Below are 21,686 nucleotides of genomic sequence, written 5' to 3' on the forward strand. Positions count from 1 at the left end.
ATCGAGGGGGCGGCGGACGCGGTACGCGTGAGCCCGGGATGAGCCTGCGCAGCGCTCGTGTCATCTGTGTCACAGCGGAGTGACATGACGTCCGCCGGCGCCCGGGATGGCGTGGTCCGGCGTGGATCTCCGGAATCGCTGTCCGCCGGGCGGCTCGGACATTCCGCGCTCGCGGTGCGGCGGGAACCGGATGCGGCGGATCGGGCAAGGACAGGTGTGACCGCACCACGGCTCGTAGGAAACGATCCGCCGGGGCCGCTCCCGCTCCGGCTCGTCCCGCCAGAGGAGGACGTCTCGCCCGACCAGAAACAGGCCGTCGTCGACGACAGAGCGGTGCTCGCCGCGTCGTTGGCCCGGCCCGAGCAGTTCGCACTCATCTTCGACCGGCACGCCGCCGCGATCCGGGCCTACTGCGCCCGCCGGGCCGGAGGGAGTGCAGCCGAGGACCTGGTGGCCGAGGTCTTCCTGACCGCGTTCGAGCAGCGCGCCCGGTTCGATCCGGCCCGGGCCGTCGCTCCGTGGCTGTTCGGGATCGCCACCAACCTGCTGCACCGCCTCCACCGCCAGGAGCAGCGCGGCCTTCGCGCGCTCGCCAGGACCGGCCGCGACCCCGTCGTGGAGGGGGTGGCCGAGCGGGCCGCCGAACGGGTGGACGCCGGCCGGTTCTCCCGGGAGCTGGCCGCGGCCCTGGGCGCCATGCCCGCCCCGGAGCGCGACGTCCTGCTGCTGTTCGCCTGGGCGAACCTCGGCTACGCCGAGATCGCCGACGCGCTGAGCATCCCGGTCGGCACCGTCCGGTCCCGCCTGAGCAGGGGCCGGACCCGACTGCGTGCCGCACTCCCGTCGAACTCCGGGCCGAACCCGCTGACCGAGAAGGACACACCGTGAACGAGATGGATCTCCTCGCCCGCATGCGGGCGGATCTGCCGGAGGACCCGGACGCGCTGGCCCGGGCCCGGGCCCTGCTGATGCAGTCCGCGACGGACGGCGGGCGCCCCTCGCGGACACCGGGACGGGCGGTGCCGCGGTGGACGTGGCCCCTGGCGGGAGTGGGTGGCCTCGCCGCCGCCGGGCTCGTGGTCGCCGTGGTCCTCGGGGGCACCACGCCGGCTGTGCCCGCGCTGCCCGCCGGGGGGCCGGCCGGTGCCGTCCAGCAGGCCGGGCAGAACATCCTGCTGGTCGCCGCGGAGCGGGCGGAGGATGCTCCGGCCGGCACCGGCCGGTACTGGGTCAGCCGCACCGAGTCGGGCGTGATCAGTGAGGTCGGACCGGCCGGCAACCGGTACCGGGTGGTCAACCGCGGCCGGGCCGAGACCTGGATCGCGCAGGCACCCGACGGGACGAGCTGGTGGATCAGCGAGTCCCTCGGGGCGAAGCCCCTCACCCCGGAGGACACCGCGGCCTGGAAGCGCGACGGCGAACCGGGCCGCTGGGAGGTTCCCGCCGGAGCACACGGCAAGGGCTCCCTGGAGATCACGGCGTCCCCGCGTCCGCCCATCGGCAACCCGATCGGCACGGGCGCGCAGTCGTTCGCGCTCGGGGACCGCAACGTCACCCAGGAGGAGATCGACGCTCTCCCCACCGAGCCCGCTGCGCTGCGCTCCACCCTGCTGGAGCGCTTCCACACCGGAGGTGGGGGCGACCTGCCCGTCGGCCAGGACCAGTGGCTGTTCGCGGTGGGCAGCAACATCGTCACCGACATGCCGGTCAGCCCCGGTGTGCGGGCGGCGGCGTTCCGGATGCTCGCCGACCTGTCGGGCGTGCGTGACCTCGGCACCGTGCAGGACGCCGACGGCCGCACCGGGCAGGCCGTGGCGATCACCGAGAAGAGCCCCAACGGCACGTTCGAGACCCGGCTGATCATCGACCCGGCATCCGGTGACCCGCTCTCCCGGGAGACGCGGGCCGTGCAGCCGGCCGGCACCACCGTGCTGACCAGCTACGGGCTCGTGGTCGACACCGGGTACACCGACGACTCACCGCCGCCGGTGCCCGGCGACCGCTGATGCCGCAGGGCGACCCCCGCGCGCCTGGGCGCGGGGGCCGCCCGCGACCATGTTCCGGTGACAGGTACGCAGGCTCCGTCGACAACCCCGGTCCACTCGATCCAGCAGCGCATCGCCGACGAGCTCGGCGTGCGGCCCCACCAGGTCACCGCGGCCGTCGACCTGCTCGACGGCGGCGCGACCGTCCCGTTCGTCGCCCGGTACCGCAAGGAGGCCACCGGAGCCCTCGACGACACCCAGCTGCGCACGCTCGAGGAGCGCCTGCGCTACCTGCGTGAGCTGGAGGAACGCCGCACGGTCGTCCTCGACGAGATCCGCAGGCAGGGCAAGCTGGACGAGGCGCTCGAGGCGCGGATCATGGCGGCCGAGTCGAAGGCCCGCCTCGAGGACATCTACCTGCCCTACAAGCCCAAGCGCCGCACCAAGGCGATGATCGCGCGCGAGGCCGGACTGGAGCCACTGGCCGACACGTTGCTCGCCGACCCGACGCAGGACCCCGCCACGGTGGCCGCCGGTTTCGTCAACGAGCAGGTCGCCGACGTGGCCGCCGCCCTGGAGGGCGCCCGGTCGATCCTCGTCGAGCGGTTCGCCGAGGACGCCGACCTGATCGGCGGCCTGCGCGAGCGGATGTGGTCACGCGGGCGGCTCGTCACGAAGGTCCGTGAGGGCAAGGAGACCGAGGGCGCGAAGTTCGCCGACTACTTCGACTTCTCCGAGCCCTTCACCAAGCTCCCCTCCCACCGCATCCTCGCCGCGTTCCGCGGGGAGAAGGAGGAGGTGCTCGACGTCGCGCTGGAGCCGGAAGACGGGTCCGAGGAGCCGGTGCCGGGCGCCGTCACCGACTACGAGCGCACGATCGCCGCCGCCTTCGGCGTCTCCGACCAGGGCAGGCCGGCCGACAAGTGGCTCGGCGACGCCGTGCGCTGGGCCTGGCGCACCCGGATCCTGCTGCACCTGGGCATCGACATCCGGGTGCGGCTGCGCACCGTGGCGGAGGAGGGCGCGATCGGCGTCTTCGCCACCAACCTGCGCGACATCCTGCTCGCCGCCCCGGCAGGCAGCCGGGCCACGATGGGGCTCGACCCCGGCGTGCGCACCGGGGTGAAGGTCGCCGTCGTCGACGCCACGGGCAAGGTCGTGGCCACCGACGTGATCTACCCCCACGAGCCGCGCCGCGACTGGAACGGCGCGCTCGCCACCCTCACGAAGCTCGCCGCCGCGCACGACGTCGAGCTCATCGCGATCGGCAACGGCACCGCCTCCCGGGAGACCGAACAGCTCGCCCGCGAGCTCGCGGCGAAGAACCCGGCGCTCAAGCTGACCCCCGTCGTGGTCAGCGAGGCGGGCGCCTCGGTGTACTCGGCGTCGGCGTTCGCCTCGGCGGAGCTCCCGGGGATGGACGTGTCCCTGCGCGGGGCGGTGTCCATCGCGCGGCGGCTGCAGGACCCGCTCGCCGAGCTGGTGAAGATCGACCCGAAGTCGATCGGCGTCGGCCAGTACCAGCACGACCTGCCCGAGTCGTCGCTCTCCCGCTCGCTCGACGCCGTGGTCGAGGACTGTGTGAACGCCGTCGGCGTCGACGTCAACACCGCGTCGGCGCCGCTGCTGCGCCGCGTCTCCGGCATCACGGAGGGCCTCGCGGCCCAGATCGTGGCGCACCGTGACACGAACGGCCCGTTCCGGACGCGGCGGGCACTCGCCGACGTGCCCCGGCTGGGCCCGAAGGCGTTCGAGCAGTGCGCGGGCTTCCTGCGGATCCGCGGCGGCGACGACCCGCTCGACGTCTCCGGCGTGCACCCGGAGTCCTACCCCGTCGTGCACCGGATCCTGCAGCGGGCGAAGACCGACATCGCCTCGCTGATCGGCAACGCGCCGAAGATCAAGTCGCTGCGGCCGCACGACTTCGTGGACGCCACGTTCGGGCTGCCCACTGTCACCGACATCCTCGCCGAGCTCGAGAAGCCGGGCCGGGACCCGCGCCCGGAGTTCCGCACCGCCACGTTCGCGGAGGGCATCCACAAGATCTCCGACCTGCGGCCGGGGATGCTGCTCGAGGGCCAGGTCACCAACGTCGCCGCGTTCGGGGCGTTCGTCGACGTGGGCGTCCACCAGGACGGCCTCGTGCACGTCTCGGCGATGTCCAAGCAGTTCGTGAGCGACCCGCGTGACGTCGTCAAGTCCGGTGACGTCGTGCGCGTCAAGGTGCTGGAGGTGGACGAGGCGCGCAAGCGCATCTCCCTGACGCTGCGGCTCGACGACGAGGTGGGCGCGAAGCCGCCGCGAGCGGCCGACCAGCGGGGCGGGGACCAGCGGGGAGGGGACCGCGGGCCGCGTGACCAGAAGGGTCCCCGCGACCAGAAGGGCGGCCCGCGGGACCAGAAGGGCGGTCCGCGCGGGGACCAGCGCGGCGGTGGCGGCGACCGGCGTGGCGGCGACCGGCGTGGCGGGAGCGGCGGCCGGCCGGGCGGCTCGAGCGGCTCCGGTGGGGGTCTCGGCAACAGCGCGATGGCCGACGCCCTGCGTCGCGCCGGCCTGACGGGGGACGGGAAGAACTGAGCGCACCGCCCCGGACGCGGCACTCGCGTCCGGGGCGACCTGCCCGCCGGTCGTCCCGAGGAGCGGGTCCGTCCCGGTCTCGCGGGCAGCCGTGGTGCGGAGCAGTTCGGGCGCCGCCTCGATCGCCCGCCACGTTCCCCGCCGCGCTCTCGGTTGCTATACGGAGCCGGGTCCGCTTATGGTGGAGAAGAAGCGGATCCGGCTCCATTTATGCGTCCTGGGAGTCGTCCCTCCGGCATGGGACACGTGGAGCCGACAACACCTTGGAGGACGACATGTCCGGACGGCTGCACGGCACGGTGGCTCTCGTGACGGGTGCCAGCAGTGGGATCGGCGAGGCGACCGCGCGCGGCCTCGCCGAGGAGGGGGCGGCGGTCGCGGTGCTGGCCCGGCGCCGCGACCGGCTCGAGGAACTGGCGGGGACGATCCGGGCCGGCGGCGGAACGGCCCTCGTGGTGGAGGCCGACATCACCGACCAGCAGCAGGCCGCTGCGGCCGTGGAGCGCGTGGTGACCGGGCTCGGCCGGCTCGACACCGTCGTCAACAACGCCGGTGTCATGCTCGTCGGGCCGGTCTCCGACGCACCCACCGAGGAGTGGGAGCGCATGCTCGCGATCAACGTGCAGGCCGTGCTGTACGTCACGAAGGCTGCGCTGCCGCATCTGCGCAGCGCCGCCGAGGACTCTCCCCGCCGGGTGGCCGACCTGGTCACGATCAGCTCGACCGCGGGCCGGGTCGCCCGGGGCGGGAACGCCGTCTACAGCCTGACGAAGTTCGGGGTCGGCGCGTTCTCCGAGGCCCTGCGCCAGGAGGTGATGCAGCAGCATGTGCGGGTGAGCGTGGTCGAGCCCGGAACCGTCGACACGGAGTTGAGCACGCACGTGCGGGACGGTCTGCGGGAATCCATCGCCCGTCAGGTGGGGTCGATCGAGCGGCTGCGACCTGAGGACATCGCCGACGCCGTCACCTACATCGTCACCCGGGACCGCCGCGTGGCCGTCAACGAGATCCTCGTGCGGGCGAGCGAGCAGACCTGGTAGCGCGGGTGTCAGCCGGCGAGGAGGGCCACCGCCTGCTCGACGTCCCCCAGGTCGTCGAGCACGTGATGGGCGCCGGCCGCGGCGAGCTCTGAGGCCGGGGTGGCGCCGGTGGCCACCCCCACCGCCACGACCCCCGCGGCGAGCGCGCCCGCCACGTCGTGCACGGTGTCGCCGATCACCAGCACGTCCTCGTCGGCGAACGGCCCGTGCGCGGCCTCGGCCCGTTGCCGGCAGCGCAGTACGAGCTCCGAACGGACGGCGTGGTCGTCGCCGTAGCCGCCGATCGCGGTGTCGAAGTAGCGCTCCAGCCCGAACGCCGTCACCTTCGCGATGCCGATGGCGGTGATGTTGCCGGTGACGAGCGTCTGCACGACACCGGGACGGGAGTGCAGGGCGGCGAGGACCTCGGAGACACCGGGCAGCAGCCGCCCCTGCCCGCGCATGAGGTGGCTGCGTGCGCCGAACTCCACCGCGTAGCGCGTGAAGAACTCCGCCATGTGCGGGGCCGCGTCGGCGATGCCGTGCTGCGCGAACAGCTCCGGGGTGATCGAGAGGTCGGTGCGTCCCGCGGCCATCAGCGAGCCTGCCCAGGCCTGGCCGGTGACGGCGGTGAACGCGGCCGCATACGCCTCGACACCCACCCCGCCCCCGACGAGCAGGGTGCGGTCGACGTCCCACATCAACAGCCGCCGGTTCACCTGCCGATCCTCGCACCCCCGGCCGGGCGCCGTCGCGGACCCGTGGGACGGGGTCAGGGGGCGGTGCAGTTCGAGCCGTTGGCGATGTCCAGACCCCACGAGTTGACGTACGCGGAGCGGGCGTCGCCGCCCAGCAGCAGGGTCCACGTGCCGTCGGCCTGGAACCCGTCGAAGCGGGAGAGCGGCAGACCGCTCGGACGGTGCGGGCCCCGGTAGGGCGCAGCCCCGGTCTCCAGATCCGCCGCGGCCTCGTCGTCGAACACCGTGCCGGAGAGGAGCTCGGTGTCCCCGCCGTCGTCGACCGCGAGGTTCGTGCGGAGACCCTGCGGGGACCGCAGACTCAGCTCGAGGTCATCGAGCACGATCCCCCCGCCGCCCCGCATGGACAGGTCCACGAACACGTTCACGTCCCGCACCTGGCCGAGCCCGCTGAACGTCACGGAGCTGGAGCTCGTCCACCCCGGGCTCGATCGCAGCGACGCCACCGCGCACGTCGCGGCGGGTGCCGCCGCCGCCGGGATCGTGCTCACGAGCAGGGCGGACACCGCGACGCCCGCCACCGCCCCGACCCGTCCGCCACGCCACATACGCCGGATCGTTGCAGTACGCCGCCGGTCCGGCCAGGTTCAGCGGCCCCGGATCCACCGGACGGGCGCCTCACCCGCCCCGCCCTCCCACCCGCGAGTCGCCCGTTCCGCGTGCGCGAGTCGCCCGTTTTCCGGGTGCGAGCTCCGTACGAGTCACTCCGCGAGTCGCCGATTCCGGGCCTGTGAGTCGCCCGGAATGCGATGCCTCGGCTGACCATCCCGATTCGCACGACGGCGCCCTCGGCCGGGCGGTGCTGTGGGGTTCGCGGTGATCAGCGCCGGGAGGGCCCTCGCACCGGGTAGTAATCGGGCGACTCGCGGACGGGAAACGGGCGACTCGCGGAGAGATCGTTCTCGAACGGTTCACGTGTGATCGCGAATCAGGTGGGGTGGTCCGGGGTACGCGCCAGACATGGCGAGCATCGGCTACTTCCTGTCCTGCGAGCAGTTCGGCCCCAAGGAGCTCATCGACCAGGCCCGCCGCGCCGAGGACGCGGGCTTCCAGCGGTTGTGGATCTCCGACCACTTCCATCCCTGGAACGACGAGCAGGGGCAGAGCCCCTTCGTCTGGGGGGTGATCGGAGCGCTGTCGGAGGCCACCTCACTGCCCGTCACGACGGCGGTGACGTGCCCCACCTTCCGGATCCACCCGGCGATCATCGCTCAGGCCGCAGCGACCGCGGCCGTCCAGCTCGACGGCCGGTTCGTGCTCGGCGTGGGCAGTGGTGAGGCTCTCAACGAGCACGTGCTGGCCGACCACTGGCCCTCGATCGGGGTCCGGCTGGAGATGCTGGAGGAGGCGATCGAGATCATCCGGCTGCTCCACGAGGGCGAGGAGATCAGCCACCACGGCACGTACTACGAGGTGCAGGAGGCGAAGATCTACACGCGCCCGGAGCAGCCGGTGCCGATCTACGTGTCGGGCTTCGGGGCGCAGGCCGTGGAGCTGGCCGGCCGGATCGGGGACGGGCTGTGCACCACGATGCCCGACAGCGACCTGCTGCGGGTGTTCCGGGAGGCGGGCGGCGAGGGCAAGCCGACCCAGGCGGGCACGAAGGTCTGCTGGGACCGGGACGAGGAGAGGGCGCTGGAGACGGCGCACCGGATCTGGGGGAACGAGGCGCTGCCCGGGCAGCTCGCCCAGACCCTGCCGCGGCCCCGTGACTTCATGGACGCCCATTCGCTCGTCCCGCGCGAGGCGATCCGCGAGTCCATGACCTGCGGCGACGATCCCGAGAAGCACGTGGCGCAGATCCAGGAGTACGTCGACGCGGGCCTCGACGAGGTCTACGTGCAGCAGATCGGCCCCGACCTCGACGGCTTCTTCGACGCCTGGAGCAAGGAGGTGCTGCCGACGTTCCACTAGGGGTCGGTGGGGCGGTCGGCGGGGCCGGTGCGGCACGGGCTTCGACCACCTGGGACTATGTGTGGCCGGTGGTGTGTTGACATCATCAGAGACCGCATCGGCCAGGTAGTTCACGTGCCGCAGGCCCCGCGGGCTCGCCCGCGGGAGTGCCGTTCGCGCTCCCGTTTCACTGCGACGGAAGACGATCTGTGACGCTGCCCCTCAACGGGACCCTGAACGACCACCAGTCCGACCTCCCCCGGTTCTCCGACCTCCCACTCCGCCCCGAGCTGCTGGCCGTGGTCGAGGAGCTGGGTTACACGCACCCCAGCCCCATCCAGGCCGAGTCGATCGCGCCCCTCGTCGAGGGACGTGACCTGCTCGGTCAGGCAGCGACGGGCACCGGCAAGACGGCGGCGTTCGCGCTGCCGATGCTGGAGCGCCTCGCCGAGCAGCGCCCCGAGCGCAGCCGCGGCGACGCGCCCTTCGGCCTGATCCTCGCCCCCACCCGTGAGCTGGCGCTGCAGGTGTCCGAGGCCGTCACCCGGTACGGGTCACGGCTGGGCGCGCGCGTCCTCACGGTGTACGGCGGCGCGCCCGCCGGCCCTCAGTGGAAGGCGCTGCAGGCAGGCGTCGACATCGTGGTGGCCACCCCCGGCCGCGCGATCGACCTGATGAACCGCGGTGCGCTGCACCTGCACGACCTCGAGATCGTCGTGCTCGACGAGGCCGACGAGATGCTCGACATGGGCTTCGTCGAGGACATCGAGACCCTGCTCGACGCCACCCCCGACACCCGGCAGGCCGTGCTGTTCTCGGCCACGATGCCGCGTCGCATCGAGACCCTCGCGCAGAAGTACCTGCGCGAGCCCGTCACGGTGCGGATCCGGCGCGAGTCGGTGCCGGACGGCGAGGCACCGAAGGTTCGGCAGACCGCGTACCTCGTTCAGCGCACCCACACCACTGCCGCGCTGGGCCGCGTGCTCGAGGCCGAGCGGCCGACGGCGGCGATCGTGTTCTGCCGTACCCGGCTCGACGTCGACGCCGTCACCGAGACCCTCACCGCTCGCGGCCTGCGGGCCGAGGCCCTGCACGGTGGGATGGACCAGGAGCACCGCACCCGGGTCGTCGAGCGCCTGCGCAGCGGGCGTACCGAGCTGCTGGTCGCCACCGACGTGGCCGCCCGCGGTCTCGACATCGACCTGCTGACGCACGTGGTCAACCACGACGTGCCGCAGTCGCCCGAGGCCTACGTCCACCGCATCGGGCGCGTCGGCCGCGCCGGGCGCGAGGGCGTGGCGATCACGCTGGTGCCGCCGTCGAAGGTGCACGCGCTGCGTGCCGTCGAGCGCCTCACCGGGCAGCCGATCGCGTTCGCCCCGGTGCCCACGGCCGCCGACCTGCGGGCCGCCCGGCTGGAGCGCACCTCCGCCGCGCTGCGCGAGCGGCTGGTGGCCGACCTCGGCCTCACCTCCGGGCCGGCCCCGGTCGACCCCGGCACGGTCGAGCCCGACGCGGACGCGGTGGACACGGCTGCCGTCGACGCCGGTGCCGCCGTTGCCGCGGCCGTCCCGGCCGACCATGACGGTGTCCGCGCGATGCTCGTCGGCCTCGCCGCCGAGTTCGACGCGGTCGACGTCGCCGCCGCGGCGGTGCGCCTGATGCAGGAGGCCGCCGGCTCGCCCGACGACGGCGAGGACATCCCGGTCGTCACCGCACCGCGCTCCGGCGGATCCCGCGACCCGCGCGAGAGCCGTGGCCGGGGAGGCGCGGCGGGCATCCGGCCGCCGAAGGCGGGCACCACCCGGCTGTTCGTCAACGCAGGGCGCGCCAGTGGCGTCCGGCCGCAGGACATCGTGGGCGCGCTCGCCAACGAGTCGAACCTCTCGGGCCGCGACATCGGCGCGATCCAGATCCACGAGCGGCACGCGCTGGTGGAGATCCCCGAGCACGCCGCCGACGACGTGCTGCGCAGTCTGCGGGGCAGCACCACGCTGAAGGGTCGCCGGGCCAACGTCCGTCGCGACCGCGGGTTCGCCTCGGCCGGCGCCGGCCGTCCGCGCCGCGACTGAGCGCTCAGTACGTCACGGAGAGCCGTACCGCTGTTCGCAGCGGTGCGGCTCTCCGTGTGTCAGCGGCGCCGGCTCACGAAGGCCAGGGCCTCCCGGGCCACTGCAGGCCAGTCGTGGTCCGCGCCCACCGTGAGCCACTCCCGCATCGGGCGTCCCCGGCCCGCCTCGAAGGGCTCGCCCGCACCGACGTCGATCAGCTGGGCCACCCGGGCGGCGGGCAGCTTCACCACCAGCCGTTCGCGGGTGAGCATCGCGAAGATCGAGCCGTGGACCTTCAACGCCGCGGAGCCGAACCCACGGCCGCGCTCCGCGCCGGGCGGGGTGACGCCGGGCTCGGCGGCGAGCTCGGCCACGAGCGCGGCGAACCGGTCCGCGGGCTGCACGCCTCTGATCCAAGCGCACCCCGGCGCGGCGGCACCAGAGCCGACACCGGCTCGCGCCACCACATCACCCGGCTGAGCCCCCGGTTGTCGTTTCCCGGACGCACCGGTAGGAGTTGACCCCCACGAGCTCGAGGGGGAGCCATGGCCGAGGCGGTCGCCACCACGGACCCGGTGGTCGAGTCAGCGGTGCGCAAGGCCATGTGGCGGCTGCTGCCGTTCCTGGGCCTGTGCTATCTGCTCAACTACGTCGACCGCGTCAACGTCGGGTTCGCCGCCCTGACCATGAACCGCGACCTCGGACTCTCCGCAGCGGCGTACGGCCTCGGCGCCGGGCTGTTCTTCGTCGGCTACTTCTTCTTCGAGGTGCCGAGCAACGTGATCCTGCACCGCGTCGGTGCCCGCCTGTGGATCGCCCGCATCATGATCACCTGGGGCGTGGTGGCGTCCGCCACGGCGTTCGTGCAGGGCGAGATCAGCTTCTACGTCGTGCGGTTCCTGCTCGGCATCGCCGAGGCCGGCTTCTTTCCCGGCATCATCCTCTACCTGACGTACTGGTTCCCGCGGGCGCGGCGGGCGAAGGTCGTGGCGCTGTTCTTCCTGGCCGTCCCCCTGTCGTCGGTGCTCGGGGCGCCGCTGTCCACCCTCCTCATCCAGAACGGCGGCGGCCTGCTCGGCTTCGACGCGGGGTGGCGCTTCATGTTCTTCGTCGAGGGCATCCCGGCGGTGCTCGTGGGCGTGCTGGTGCTGGTGCTGCTGCCGGACCGCCCGACCCGGGCCCGCTGGCTCTCCGCCCCGGAGCAGCAGGCCCTGGAGCGCCGGATCGCGGACGAGGACGCCGCCCAGGTGCCGCAGGAGACGGGTATCCGGGCCGGCCTGCGCGACCGGCGCGTCGTGGCGCTGTCGACGGTGTACTTCGGGGTCGTGTTCGGGCTCTACGTGCTCGCGTTCTTCCTCCCGCAGGTGGTGTCGGACCTGCAGGAACAGTTCGACATCACGTTCTCGCTCGTCGAGATCGGGCTCATCACCGCCGTGCCGTACGCCGTCGCGTCCGTCGCGATGGTGCTGAACGCGCGGCACTCCGACCGCACCGGGGAACGGCGCCTGCACATCGCGGTGCCCGCGTTCCTCGGCGCCGCGGGCGTGGCGGTCGCGCTGTACCTGGACTCGCCCTACCTCGTGATGGCCGCGATGACGGTGTGCGCGGTGGGCGTCTACTCCGCGATCCCCGTGATCTGGCAGCTGCCGAGCGCGTTCCTCACCGGCGTCGGGGCGGCGGCGGGCATCGCACTGATCAACTCGTTCGGCAACCTCAGCGGCTTCGCCGGCCCGTACCTCACCGGCTGGCTGCAGGACCTCACCGGCAGCTTCCGCACGGGCATGTTCGTCGTGGCCGCGTTCATGGTGCTGGCCGGGGTGATCGTCCTGCGGCTCGAACGGGCTCCCGCCCCGGCCGGGCACGGCCCGGCGGAGCGTCCCGCCCCGGCGCGACGAGGATGATCCGACGAGAGCCGTCACCACCACAGCAGTACGGGAGGACCACCCGATGACCCAGACGTCCGACCTCCAGCCGCGCAGCCGGGACGTCACGCAGGGGCTCGAACGTGCGGCCGCCCGCGGGATGCTGCGGGCCGTCGGCATGCGCGACGAGGACTTCAGCAAGCCGCAGATCGGCATCGCGTCGAGCTGGAACGAGATCACGCCCTGCAACCTCTCGTTGCAGCGCCTCGGCGTCGCCGCCAAGGAGGGGGTGCACCGCGGCGGCGGTTTCCCGATGGAGTTCGGGACGATCTCGGTGTCCGACGGCATCTCGATGGGCCACATCGGCATGCACTGGTCACTCGTCAGCCGCGAGATCATCGCCGACTCCGTGGAGACCGTCGTGCAGGCCGAGCGGCTCGACGGCACGGTGCTGCTCGCCGGATGCGACAAGAGCCTGCCCGGGATGCTGATGGCGGCCGCGCGCCTCGACCTCGCCGCGGTGTTCGTCTACGCCGGATCGATCCTGCCCGGGTACGTGAACGGCCGGGAGGTCAACATCGCCGACGCGTTCGAGGCGGTCGGGGCGTGCGCCCGCGGCCTGATCTCCCGCGAGGAGGTCGACGCGATCGAGCGGGCGATCTGCCCCGGTGAGGGCGCCTGCGGCGGCATGTACACGGCCAACACCATGGCCTCGGCCGCTGAGGCGCTCGGGATGGCGCTGCCCGGCTCGGCGAGCCCGCCCGCCGTCGACCGCCGTCGTGACGGGATCGCCCGCGCGTCCGGCGAGGCCGTCGTCGGGATGATCGAGAAGGGGATCACGGCCCGCCAGATCCTCACCAGGGAGGCGTTCGAGAACGCGATCGCCGTCGTGATGGCGTTCGGCGGCTCCACGAACGCGGTGCTGCACCTGCTGGCCATCGCGTGGGAGGCCGGCGTCCCACTGGAGCTCGACGACTTCAACCGCATCGGCGACCGCGTGCCGCACCTGGCCGACGTCAAGCCGTTCGGGGCGCACGTGATGTCCACGGTCGACCAGGTCGGCGGCGTGCCGGTGGTGATGAAGGCGCTGCTGGAGGCGGGCCTCCTGCACGGCGACGTCCTCACCGTGACGGGTAGCACCGTCGCGGAGAACCTCGCCGTGATCGACCCCCCGGACCTCGACGGCAGCATCCTGCGGGCACTCGACAACCCCATCCACCCCACCGGCGGCATCACGATCCTGCGCGGCTCGCTCGCCCCGGAGGGGGCCGTGGTGAAGAGCGCGGGCTTCGACTCGTCGCGGTTCGAGGGCACGGCCCGGGTGTTCGACGGCGAGCAGGGCGCGATGACGGCCGTCGAGGACGGCACGCTGCAGCCCGGCGACGTCGTCGTGATCCGCTACGAGGGCCCGCGCGGCGGGCCGGGGATGCGGGAGATGCTCGCCGTCACCGGTGCGATCAAGGGTGCCGGTCTGGGCAAGGACGTCCTGCTGCTCACCGACGGGCGGTTCTCCGGGGCCACCACCGGCCTGTGCGTGGGACACGTGGCGCCCGAGGCCACCGACGGCGGCCCGATCGCGTTCGTGAAGGACGGCGACACGGTCGTGCTCGACATGCAGCGCCGCACCCTCGACCTGCTCGTGGACGACGCCGAGCTGGCCCGCCGCCGGGAGGCATGGTCACCCCCCGAGCCCACCCTGCGCACCGGGGTGCTGGGCAAGTACGCGAAACTCGTCGGCTCGGCGGCGCAGGGAGCCGTCTGCAGCTGACCTCGCCGGGGAAGAAACGGGCGACTCGCGCGCAGAAAAGGGGCGACTCGCGCGCACGAAACGGGCGACTCGCGGGGCCCCCGCGAGTCGCCCGTTTCCGTCCCGCGAGTCGCCCGGTTCCGGGGGTCAGCCGGCCGTTCTCAGACGGCGCAGGAGCCGTCGGTGCAGGCTTCGCCCGTCGCGCCGCCTGCCGGCGTGAGCACCTGCAGGGGGTGGGTCTCCGCCCAGGCGGTGTCGAGCACCCCGAGCAGCGCGTCGGCCGGTTGGGCGCCGGACACGCCGTACGTCCGGTCGATCACGAAGAACGGCACCCCGTTGATGCCGAACGCCTGGGCCTGCCGCTCGTCGGCGCGCACCTCGTCGGCGAAGCGGTCGGACGCGAGCACCTCGCGGGCCTCGTCGGCGTCCAGACCGGCCTCGGCGCCGAGCCGCACGAGCGTCTCGGGGTCACCGATGCGCTCGCCCTCGGTGAGATAGGCGGTGAACAGCCGTTCCTTCACCGCGTCCTGGATGCCACGCGCGGCGCCGAGGTGGATCAGCCGGTGCGCGTCGAAGGTGTTGCCGCCGCGGGCGCGCTCGAAGTGGAACTCCAGGCCGTCCGCAGCGGCGGTGTCGGTCATCTGGCGGTGCATGCCGTCGGCCTGCTCCCGGGAGACGCCGTACTTCTCGGCGAGGTGCTCGCCCAGGTCACCCTCGCGCTCCCGGGGAGCGCTCGGGTCGAGCTCGAAGCTCCGCCAGGTCACCTCGACCTCATCCCGGTGTGCGAACTGCGCGAGCGCCTTCTCGAACCGGCGCTTGCCGATCGCGCACCACGGGCACACCACGTCCGACCAGATCTCCACCTTCATGCCGGGATCAACCTCCTGCCGCGAGGCCTTGTTCCAGGGCGCTGCGCGGGACGAGGGTGACCGCCCGACCGTCGACGAGCACCAGCACCGGTCCCTCGTCGGCGAGCCGGCCACAGGCCTCCGCGAGGTTCTCCCCGGCCCCCACCGCGGCCGGGGCGGGCCCGGCGTGGACGGCCACGTCGTCGTCGGCGCGGCCGGGATCGGCGGCCACCAGCGCACGCAGCGCCGCGGCATCGACCACCCCGAGCACCTCGGGCGCCGACCGGGTCGGGTCGTCGGACTTCCGCGGCGTGACCACGGCGACCAGCCCCTCGGGACGGGTGTCGAGCACCGCCGCGACCGTGTGCCCGGAGTGCGCCACGGCGAGGCCGCGCTCCGGCACGACGTCGCGCACGTACGGGCCGTCGGCGGCGTCGAGGAAGCCGAGCCGGGTCATCCAGTCGTCGTCGAAGTACTTGGACAGGTAGCTGCGTCCGGAGTCGGGCAGGATCGCGACGACGAGGTGCTCGGGGCCGAGTTCGGCCGCCACCCGCAGGGCCGCGGCCACCGCGGTGCCGGCCGAGCCGCCGACGAGCAGGCCCTCCTCGCGCGCGAGCCGGCGCGTCGTCAGCAGGGACTCGCGGTCGGGGATGCGCTCGAACCGGTCGATCACGCCCTGGTCGTACGACAGGGGCCAGGTGTCGGTGACGGTGGCGGGGTGCACGAAGTGCCCGATGCTCTCGACGAAGTACGGGCTGCCGTCGCCGCCGGAATACACGGAGGTGGCCGGGTCGGCGCCGACGACGGAGACGCCGTGCTGCTTGAGGTAGCGCCCCGTGCCGCTGATGGTGCCGCCGGTACCGACGCCCGCCACCAGGTGCGTGATCCGGCCGCCGGTCTGCTCCCAGATCTCCGGCCCGGTGGTCAGCTCGTGGATGCGCGGGTTGGCCGGGTTGTCGTACTGGTTGGCGTGCCAGCCGCCGGGCGTCTCGGCGGCGATGCGCCGGGCCATGTTGTTGACGTGGGCGGGATGGTCCCGAGGCAGCTTTCCCGAGGTCGGGACGACCTGCGCCCCGTAGGCCCGCAGCAGCGCGATCTTCTCCCGTGCGATCGTGTCGGGCACCACCACGATGGTCCGGTACCCGTGCAGGGCCCCCACCATGGCGAGACCGATACCGGTGTTCCCGGACGTCCCCTCGACGATCACGCCTCCGGGCTGTAGGTCGCCGAGCCGCTCGGCCTCGCGGACCATCGCGAGCGCCGCGCGGTCCTTGACGCTGCCACCCGGGTTGGCGAACTCGACCTTGACGTACACGGCGGCGGTGAGGCCCGCGGTGATCCGGTTGAGCCGGAAGAGCGGGGTGCCACCGACGGCGTCGAGCACGGATTCGTGAACAGTCACGGTGCCCCATTGTCGTCCATCCAGCGGCGGGATCCGCAGTTTCCGTGATCCGGAGATGTCGGCGGCCTCGTAGCCTGGAGCCATGACCGACCTCCCCGGTGACTGGAACCAGTGGCGTGAGCAGGTCGACCTCGACCAGTACGACGAGCGGTGGCGGCGGATGGCCGAGGCGGGGGAGAACCCGCATGGTGAGGCGGATCTCATCGCGTCCTACCGGCCCGCTTCCGTGCTCGACGGCGGCTGCGGCACGGGGCGCGTCGGGATCGAGCTCGTCCGCCGGGGGATCGCGGTACTGGGGGTGGACGTCGACCAGGACATGATCGCCGCGGCACGGGCGAAGGCTCCCGACGTCGAGTGGGTGGCGGCCGACCTGGCGGAGCTGGCCCGCCCTGAGCGGTTCGACGTGGTGGCGCTCGCCGGCAACGTCATCCCGTACGTGCCGGACGGCAGCCGCCCCGCCGCGGTGGCGGCGTGTGCGCGGCACCTGAGGCCCGGCGGGCGGCTCGTCGCGGGCTTCCAGCTGCAGGAGGGATGGCCGACGCTCGCCGACTACGACGGCTGGTGCGAGGCCGCGGGGCTGGAGCCGGAGGACCGGTTCGGGACGTGGGACCGCGCCCCGTACGAGGGTGGGAACTACGCGGTGTCGGTGCACCGGCGCCCCTGAGGCGAGTTCGACACGCCGTCCCCCGGGGCTGGGGTCGGGCCGGTTCGGGCGACTCGCGCGCGGAAAAGGGGCGACTCGTGCGCAGGAATCGGGTGACTCGCGGGCGGTAAAGGGGCGACTCGCGCGACGGGATCGGGCGACTTGCGCGCAGGAATCGGGCGACTCGCGGGCGTGGGGGCGGGTCAGGCGCGCGCGGCCACTGCTTCGTCGAGCGCGCTGCGCATCTCCGCCACCGGGCCGGGGCGCCCGGTCATCAGCTCCACCTGCGCGACGGCCTGGTGCAGCAGCATCTCCAGCCCGCTCACCACCTGCGCTCCGGCGGCCGCCGCGGTGGCGGCGAACCGGGTGGGCCACGGGGCGTAGACAACGTCCAGCACCACCGTGCCCGGGCCGGCACCGGCGAGGGCGTCGGCGGCTCCGGCCGGCAGTGTGGAGATCACGATGTCGGCCCCGGTGATCGCGGCGCTCGCCGATGACGGGTCGGTCAGGGCGGCGCTGACGGTGGGGGACACCCCGAGCCGGTCGGCCGCCGCCCGCAGCTCACCCGCCCGTTCGACGGACCGCACGAGCACGTCCACCTCGGGCACCCCCAGCTCGCGCAGTGCGGCCAGCGAGGCCTGGGCCGTGCCGCCGGCGCCGAGCACGACGGCCCGCCCGGTCGCCCCCGTCACCCCGACGCCCGCCCCCCGCAGCGCGGCGACAAGACCGGCGACGTCGGTGTTGTGGGCGGACCAGCGCCCGTCGCGCAGGACGAGCGTGTTGGCGGCGCCGGTGGCCGTGGCCAGCGGCGAGACCTCGTCGGCGACCTCGAGCGCCACCCGCTTGAGCGGCATCGTCAGCGAGAGCCCGGCCCACTCGCGATCCAGCCCGGCGACGAAGCGGGGCAGGCCGGCCTCGTCGCACTCGCAGCGCTCGTAGCTCCAGTCGTGCAGCCCGAGCGCGGCGTAGGCGGCGGTGTGCAGGGCAGGCGAGAGCGAGTGGGCGACCGGAGAGCCGAGGACGGCGGCGTGCATCGGGCCAGTATGTGCCAGGTGCCGGCCTCGACCTCAGCGGGCCGTGGACGCAGCGCCCGCGGAGATCGGGCGACTCGCGCACGATTTCCGGGCGACTCGCGCACGGTTTTGGGGCGACTCGCGCACGGTTTTCGTGCGACTCGCGGGTGGTGTCAGCGGGTCAGGCGCTCCACGCGCACCGAACCGTCGGCGAAGCCGGCCGCCGTCTGCTCGATCGCCGCCAGCGAGGCCGCCGCCCGCGAGCAGGGGAAGCCGTACTTCGCGCGTACCCGCTCGCCGGCGATCCCGAGCGCCTCCCGGCTGCGCCGCACGAACTCCTCGACGGGGTAGGACTCCCCGGCGGTCAGGTACTCCTCCACGACGAGCGACGGCGAGTAGTAGGGCCGCGCCGAGCCGTCGGGCCAGCGGATCTCGAAAGTCATCTCGGGCACGCCGCCACGCTAGATCTCACGTGTTGCGGCGATATGTCAGGCTGCGCCGATGGGGGAGACGGTTCTTGTCCTTGGTGGACGGAGCGAGATAGGACTGGAAGTGGCGCGCAGGCTCGCGCCGGGCTCGACGGTGGTGCTGGCGGCGCGCCGCAGCGCTGACCTCGACGCCGAGGAGAAGACGCTGCGTGAGGCCGGGGCGGCCGAGGTGGACCGGGTCGAGTTCGACGCCGACGACCTCGGGTCGCACCGCGCGGTGCTGCTCGACGTCGTACGCCGCCATCGCAGGCTCGACGTCGTGGTGGTCGCGTTCGGCGTGCTGGGGGACCAGGTGCGGGCGGAGCGCGACCCGGACCACGCCGTCCAGATCGTGCACACCGACTACGTCGCGCACGTCGCGGTGCTCACGCAGCTCGCGGCCGTGATGCGCACCCAGGGCTGCGGGACGATCGTGGTGTTCTCGTCGGTCGCCGGGGTGCGGGTGCGCCGCGCGAACTACGTCTACGGATCGGCGAAGGCCGGTCTCGACGGCTTCACCAGCGGCCTCGCGGACGCGATGCACGGCAGCGGAGCCCGGGTGCTGCTGGTGCGTCCGGGCTTCGTCATCGGCCGGATGACCGACGGCATGACGCCTGCGCCCTTCTCGTCCACTCCGGACCAGGTGGCGGACGCCACCGTGCGGGCGCTGCGCAGCGGCCGGGGCGAGGTCTGGGTGCCGGCGGTGCTGCGTCCGGTGTTCGCCGTGCTCCGCCATGCGCCCCGCGCGCTGTGGCGGCGGATGCCGCGCTGAGCGGACATACCGCTGAACGGACATACGGAGCAGCAGGCACTACTGGGAACGCTCCGGTAACGCTACGGTCATCCGCGCCTCGCAGTATCGCCTTCCACCACCCGGGAACCCGCGGGGTGTGGCCGAGCGTCAGGAGCCTGCGGATGGGAAGTCGGTCGCGCACGGTTGTCACAACTGTCGCGGCGTTCGTGCTGCTCATCGTGCTGTGGGAGCTCGCGAAGCTCGTGCTGCCCCCGGGCGGGGTCACGGTCGGCGGCACGCGCGTGCTGCCCCGCACCGACAACGCGGCGATGCCGCACGTCTGGACCGTGCTCGGCCGGCTGACCGAGCCCGAGGTCGCGGGGGCCGCCACCACGCGCACCGTCGGTGCGGCCGTGGCTTCCGGTGCGCTGTTCACCCTCGGGCTCGCCATGGGCGGGCTGCTGCTCGGCGGGGTGCTCGGGGTCCTGCTGGCGCTGGTCATGCAGCGCTTCCGGCTGGTGGAGCGGGCCGCCCTGCCCTACGTCGTGGCGTCGCAGACGGTGCCGCTCATCGCGATCGCCCCGCTGGTGGCCGGGTGGGGTGGCAACATCGCGATCCTGGGCTGGTCGTGGCAGCCGTGGGCGAGCGTCATGGTCATCGCGTCCTACCTGGCGTTCTTCCCGATCGCGGTGGGGATGCTGCGCGGGCTCACCTCACCGGTGAGCGCCGACGTCGAGCTGTTCCGCGCCATGGCCTCGGGCTGGTGGACCACGCTGGTACGCCTGCGGCTGCCCGCCTCCGTCCCGCACGTCGTGCCGGCGGTGCGGCTCGCCGCCGCGGCCGCGGTGGTGGGCGCGATCGTCGCGGAGATCTCCACCGGCACGCGCGGGGGGATCGGCCGGCTGATCATCGAGTACGCGCAGTCCGCCACCGGTGATCCCTCGCGGATGTACACCGCGATCCTCGGCGCCGCGGTGCTGGGGCTCGTCGCGGCGGGCGCCGTCGGGCTCCTGGACGTCGGGCTGCGCCGCTACCGCGGGAGCGTCCGATGACCGCCGCGGTGGCCCTCACCGGCGTCGACAAGCGGTTCGGCGACGTCCACGCCCTCGACGTCCACGCCCTCGACGGCATCGACCTCGAGGTGGGCCCGGGTGAGTTCGTGTCGCTGATCGGGCCCTCGGGCTGCGGGAAGTCGACGCTGCTGCGCGTCGTCGCCGACCTGGAGCAGCCGACCGGTGGTGCGGCGCTCGTCGGCGGGAAGTCGCCGCAGCAGGCGCGGCTGGACCAGGACTACGGCATCGCCTTCCAGCAGGCCGGGCTGCTCGAATGGCGCACGGTCGCCGAGAACGTCGAGCTGCCGCTGCACGTCCACGGTGTCGGGAAGGGGGAACGCCGGGCGCGCGCGGCGGAGCTGCTGACGCTCGTCGGGCTGCACGAGTTCGCCGGGTCGCGCCCGAGCGAGCTGTCGGGCGGCATGCAGCAGCGGGTCGCGATCGCCAGGGCGCTGGCGCCCAGCCCGCGGCTGCTGCTGATGGACGAGCCGTTCGGGGCGCTGGACGAGATGACCCGCGAGCGGATGCAGGCCGAGCTGCTGCGGATCATCGGGGAGACCGGGGCCGCCGTGCTGTTCGTGACGCACTCGATCCCGGAGGCGGTCGTGCTCTCGGACCGGGTGGTGGTCATGTCACCGCGGCCGGGCCGGATCACCGAGATCGTGCCGGGCTGCCGGCCGGCCGACGGGGCGGCCACCGACCTCGCACCCGCCGACGTCGAGGACGTCCGCGAGTCCGGCGCCTTCTTCTCCGCGATCACCGCGGTGCGCGAGGCGCTGCGCAAGGGGCACGAGTGACCAGGTCGGACGCGGTGCCCGGCGCGGCGGGTGTGAGCTCGGGCAGGCGCGTACGGCCCGGGACGGGACGCGGCGCGGGGCGGCTGCTCGGGGTCTGGCCCGCCGTCGCGTTCGGGATCGCCGGGCTCGTGGTGTGGGAGCTGGTGGTGGTGCTGGGCCGGGTGCCCTCCTTCCTGCTGCCGCCGCCGAGCGCGATCGTCACGCAGATCGGGGCCCAGGCCCCCGTCATCCTCGCCACCACCGCGGTCACCGGCGGCAACGCGCTGGTCGGGCTGGTGGCCGGGTTCGTCATCGGGGTGGCGCTGGCGCTGCTCGCGGCGGCGTCCCGGCTGGTGCAGGAGCTCGCCACGCCGGTGGTGCTGGCCGCGAGCGCCGTGCCGATCGTGGCGCTCGCCCCGGTGTTCACCACGATGTTCGGCTCCACCACGGAGGTCGCGCGCCGCCTCGTGGTCACGGTGGTGGTGATCGTGCCCGTGTTCGTGTCCACGATGCGCGGGCTGCGCCAGGTGCAGCCGGTGCACGCCGAGCTGATGACGTCGCTCGCCGCCACCCCGTGGCAACACGCGCGGTTCGTCCGGCTGCCGGGTGCGGTGCCGTACATCATGACGGGGCTGCGGCTGGCCGCGCCCGCCGCGGTGATCGCGGCGATCGTCGCGGAGTACTTCGGCGGCCTGCAGAACGGCCTGGGCAGCAGGATCTCCTCGGCCGCCGCCAACACCGCCTACGCCCGCGCGTGGGCCTTCGTCGCCGCCTCCATCGCACTGGGGCTGCTGTTCCACCTCGCCGGGTTGCTCGTCGAGCGCCTGGTGACCCGCGGTCGCACCTGATCGACGAACTCC

The 21,686-nt window shown here is 73.4% G+C and carries 20 protein-coding genes; 13 read left to right on the forward strand and 7 right to left on the reverse strand.

All coding sequences use genetic code 11. The features are described 5' to 3' along the window. Nucleotides 1-216 precede the first annotated feature (216 nt). The 4 genes from ACQPZA_RS12780 to ACQPZA_RS12795 all read left to right on the forward strand — a co-directional run bounded on the left by ACQPZA_RS12780 (nucleotide 217) and on the right by ACQPZA_RS12795 (nucleotide 5,602). The gene (locus tag ACQPZA_RS12780) at nucleotides 217-888 is read left to right on the forward strand and encodes an RNA polymerase sigma factor (protein ID WP_433280773.1); all 672 of its coding nucleotides are present in this window, start codon (nucleotides 217-219) and stop codon (nucleotides 886-888) included. A gap of 5 nt (nucleotides 889-893) precedes the next feature. Then, nucleotides 894-2,006: a CU044_5270 family protein gene (locus ACQPZA_RS12785; RefSeq protein WP_433282791.1), complete on the forward strand. Its 1,113-nt coding sequence runs from the start codon at nucleotides 894-896 to the stop codon at nucleotides 2,004-2,006. Between the two features lie 57 nt (nucleotides 2,007-2,063). Next, on the forward strand, nucleotides 2,064-4,562 hold the full coding sequence (locus ACQPZA_RS12790) for a Tex family protein (protein WP_433280775.1): 2,499 nt from the start codon (nucleotides 2,064-2,066) through the stop codon (nucleotides 4,560-4,562). 275 nt (nucleotides 4,563-4,837) lie between these two features. After that, nucleotides 4,838-5,602 (forward strand): SDR family NAD(P)-dependent oxidoreductase, encoded by a 765-nt coding sequence (locus ACQPZA_RS12795; protein ID WP_433280777.1) that lies wholly within the window; start codon nucleotides 4,838-4,840, stop codon nucleotides 5,600-5,602. A gap of 8 nt (nucleotides 5,603-5,610) precedes the next feature. On the opposite strand, the gene ACQPZA_RS12800 is transcribed toward ACQPZA_RS12795, so the two are convergent. After that, nucleotides 5,611-6,300 (reverse strand): HAD family hydrolase, encoded by a 690-nt coding sequence (locus ACQPZA_RS12800; protein ID WP_433280778.1) that lies wholly within the window; start codon nucleotides 6,298-6,300, stop codon nucleotides 5,611-5,613. Nucleotides 6,301-6,353: 53 nt separating this feature from the next. Beyond that, entirely contained in the window at nucleotides 6,354-6,887 is a 534-nt protein-coding gene (locus tag ACQPZA_RS12805) for a hypothetical protein (protein WP_433280779.1), read from the reverse strand. Nucleotides 6,888-7,299: 412 nt separating this feature from the next. Here ACQPZA_RS12805 and ACQPZA_RS12810 point away from each other — a divergent pair, with 412 nt between their 5' ends. Together ACQPZA_RS12810 and ACQPZA_RS12815 are read left to right on the forward strand one after the other, a co-directional pair. Next, entirely contained in the window at nucleotides 7,300-8,253 is a 954-nt protein-coding gene (locus tag ACQPZA_RS12810) for an LLM class F420-dependent oxidoreductase (RefSeq protein WP_433280781.1), read from the forward strand. A 188-nt stretch (nucleotides 8,254-8,441) separates the two neighbouring features. After that, entirely contained in the window at nucleotides 8,442-10,304 is a 1,863-nt protein-coding gene (locus ACQPZA_RS12815; protein WP_433280783.1) for a DEAD/DEAH box helicase, read from the forward strand. Nucleotides 10,305-10,363: 59 nt separating this feature from the next. On the opposite strand, the gene ACQPZA_RS12820 is transcribed toward ACQPZA_RS12815, so the two are convergent. Beyond that, nucleotides 10,364-10,687 carry a hypothetical protein gene (locus ACQPZA_RS12820; protein WP_433280785.1) on the reverse strand — a complete coding sequence of 108 codons (324 nt, stop codon included), beginning with the start codon at nucleotides 10,685-10,687 and terminating at the stop codon, nucleotides 10,364-10,366. Between the two features lie 141 nt (nucleotides 10,688-10,828). Here ACQPZA_RS12820 and ACQPZA_RS12825 point away from each other — a divergent pair, with 141 nt between their 5' ends. Continuing rightward, nucleotides 10,829-12,184, forward strand: coding sequence for an MFS transporter (locus tag ACQPZA_RS12825; RefSeq protein WP_433280788.1), 1,356 nt, complete (start codon nucleotides 10,829-10,831; stop codon nucleotides 12,182-12,184). Between the two features lie 46 nt (nucleotides 12,185-12,230). After that, nucleotides 12,231-13,913, forward strand: coding sequence for a dihydroxy-acid dehydratase (ilvD, locus tag ACQPZA_RS12830; protein ID WP_433280790.1), 1,683 nt, complete (start codon nucleotides 12,231-12,233; stop codon nucleotides 13,911-13,913). Nucleotides 13,914-14,053: 140 nt separating this feature from the next. On the opposite strand, the gene ACQPZA_RS12835 is transcribed toward ilvD, so the two are convergent. Both ACQPZA_RS12835 and ACQPZA_RS12840 read right to left on the reverse strand, forming a co-directional pair. After that, entirely contained in the window at nucleotides 14,054-14,761 is a 708-nt protein-coding gene (locus ACQPZA_RS12835; protein WP_433280792.1) for a DsbA family oxidoreductase, read from the reverse strand. Between the two features lie 7 nt (nucleotides 14,762-14,768). Then, the gene (locus tag ACQPZA_RS12840) at nucleotides 14,769-16,142 is read right to left on the reverse strand and encodes a PLP-dependent cysteine synthase family protein (RefSeq protein ID WP_433280794.1); all 1,374 of its coding nucleotides are present in this window, start codon (nucleotides 16,140-16,142) and stop codon (nucleotides 14,769-14,771) included. A gap of 82 nt (nucleotides 16,143-16,224) precedes the next feature. Here ACQPZA_RS12840 and ACQPZA_RS12845 point away from each other — a divergent pair, with 82 nt between their 5' ends. Next, nucleotides 16,225-16,806, forward strand: a complete 582-nt coding sequence (locus tag ACQPZA_RS12845) for a class I SAM-dependent methyltransferase (protein WP_169400631.1) — start codon at nucleotides 16,225-16,227, stop codon at nucleotides 16,804-16,806. A gap of 182 nt (nucleotides 16,807-16,988) precedes the next feature. Here the strand turns inward: ACQPZA_RS12845 and ACQPZA_RS12850 are convergent, their stop codons facing one another. Then, entirely contained in the window at nucleotides 16,989-17,819 is an 831-nt protein-coding gene (locus ACQPZA_RS12850) for a shikimate dehydrogenase (protein ID WP_433280796.1), read from the reverse strand. A 152-nt stretch (nucleotides 17,820-17,971) separates the two neighbouring features. After that, complete coding sequence (locus ACQPZA_RS12855) at nucleotides 17,972-18,241, reverse strand: MSMEG_0570 family nitrogen starvation response protein (RefSeq protein WP_433282793.1); 270 nt, start codon at nucleotides 18,239-18,241, stop codon at nucleotides 17,972-17,974. A gap of 58 nt (nucleotides 18,242-18,299) precedes the next feature. Here ACQPZA_RS12855 and ACQPZA_RS12860 point away from each other — a divergent pair, with 58 nt between their 5' ends. The 4 genes from ACQPZA_RS12860 (at nucleotide 18,300) to ACQPZA_RS12875 (ending at nucleotide 21,674) form a co-directional block, all read left to right on the forward strand. Next, entirely contained in the window at nucleotides 18,300-19,037 is a 738-nt protein-coding gene (locus ACQPZA_RS12860; RefSeq protein WP_433280798.1) for an SDR family NAD(P)-dependent oxidoreductase, read from the forward strand. A gap of 143 nt (nucleotides 19,038-19,180) precedes the next feature. After that, on the forward strand, nucleotides 19,181-20,050 hold the full coding sequence (locus ACQPZA_RS12865; protein ID WP_169400458.1) for an ABC transporter permease subunit: 870 nt from the start codon (nucleotides 19,181-19,183) through the stop codon (nucleotides 20,048-20,050). Next, nucleotides 20,047-20,847, forward strand: a complete 801-nt coding sequence (locus ACQPZA_RS12870; protein WP_433280800.1) for an ABC transporter ATP-binding protein — start codon at nucleotides 20,047-20,049, stop codon at nucleotides 20,845-20,847. The genes ACQPZA_RS12865 and ACQPZA_RS12870 overlap by 4 nt, the downstream gene beginning before the upstream one ends. After that, the gene (locus tag ACQPZA_RS12875) at nucleotides 20,844-21,674 is read left to right on the forward strand and encodes an ABC transporter permease (RefSeq protein WP_211175370.1); all 831 of its coding nucleotides are present in this window, start codon (nucleotides 20,844-20,846) and stop codon (nucleotides 21,672-21,674) included. The genes ACQPZA_RS12870 and ACQPZA_RS12875 overlap by 4 nt, the downstream gene beginning before the upstream one ends. Nucleotides 21,675-21,686: the final 12 nt, after the last annotated feature.

The sequence above is a fragment of the Pseudonocardia xinjiangensis genome, assembly GCF_050948425.1.
In the GTDB taxonomy this organism is placed as follows: domain Bacteria; phylum Actinomycetota; class Actinomycetes; order Mycobacteriales; family Pseudonocardiaceae; genus Pseudonocardia; species Pseudonocardia xinjiangensis.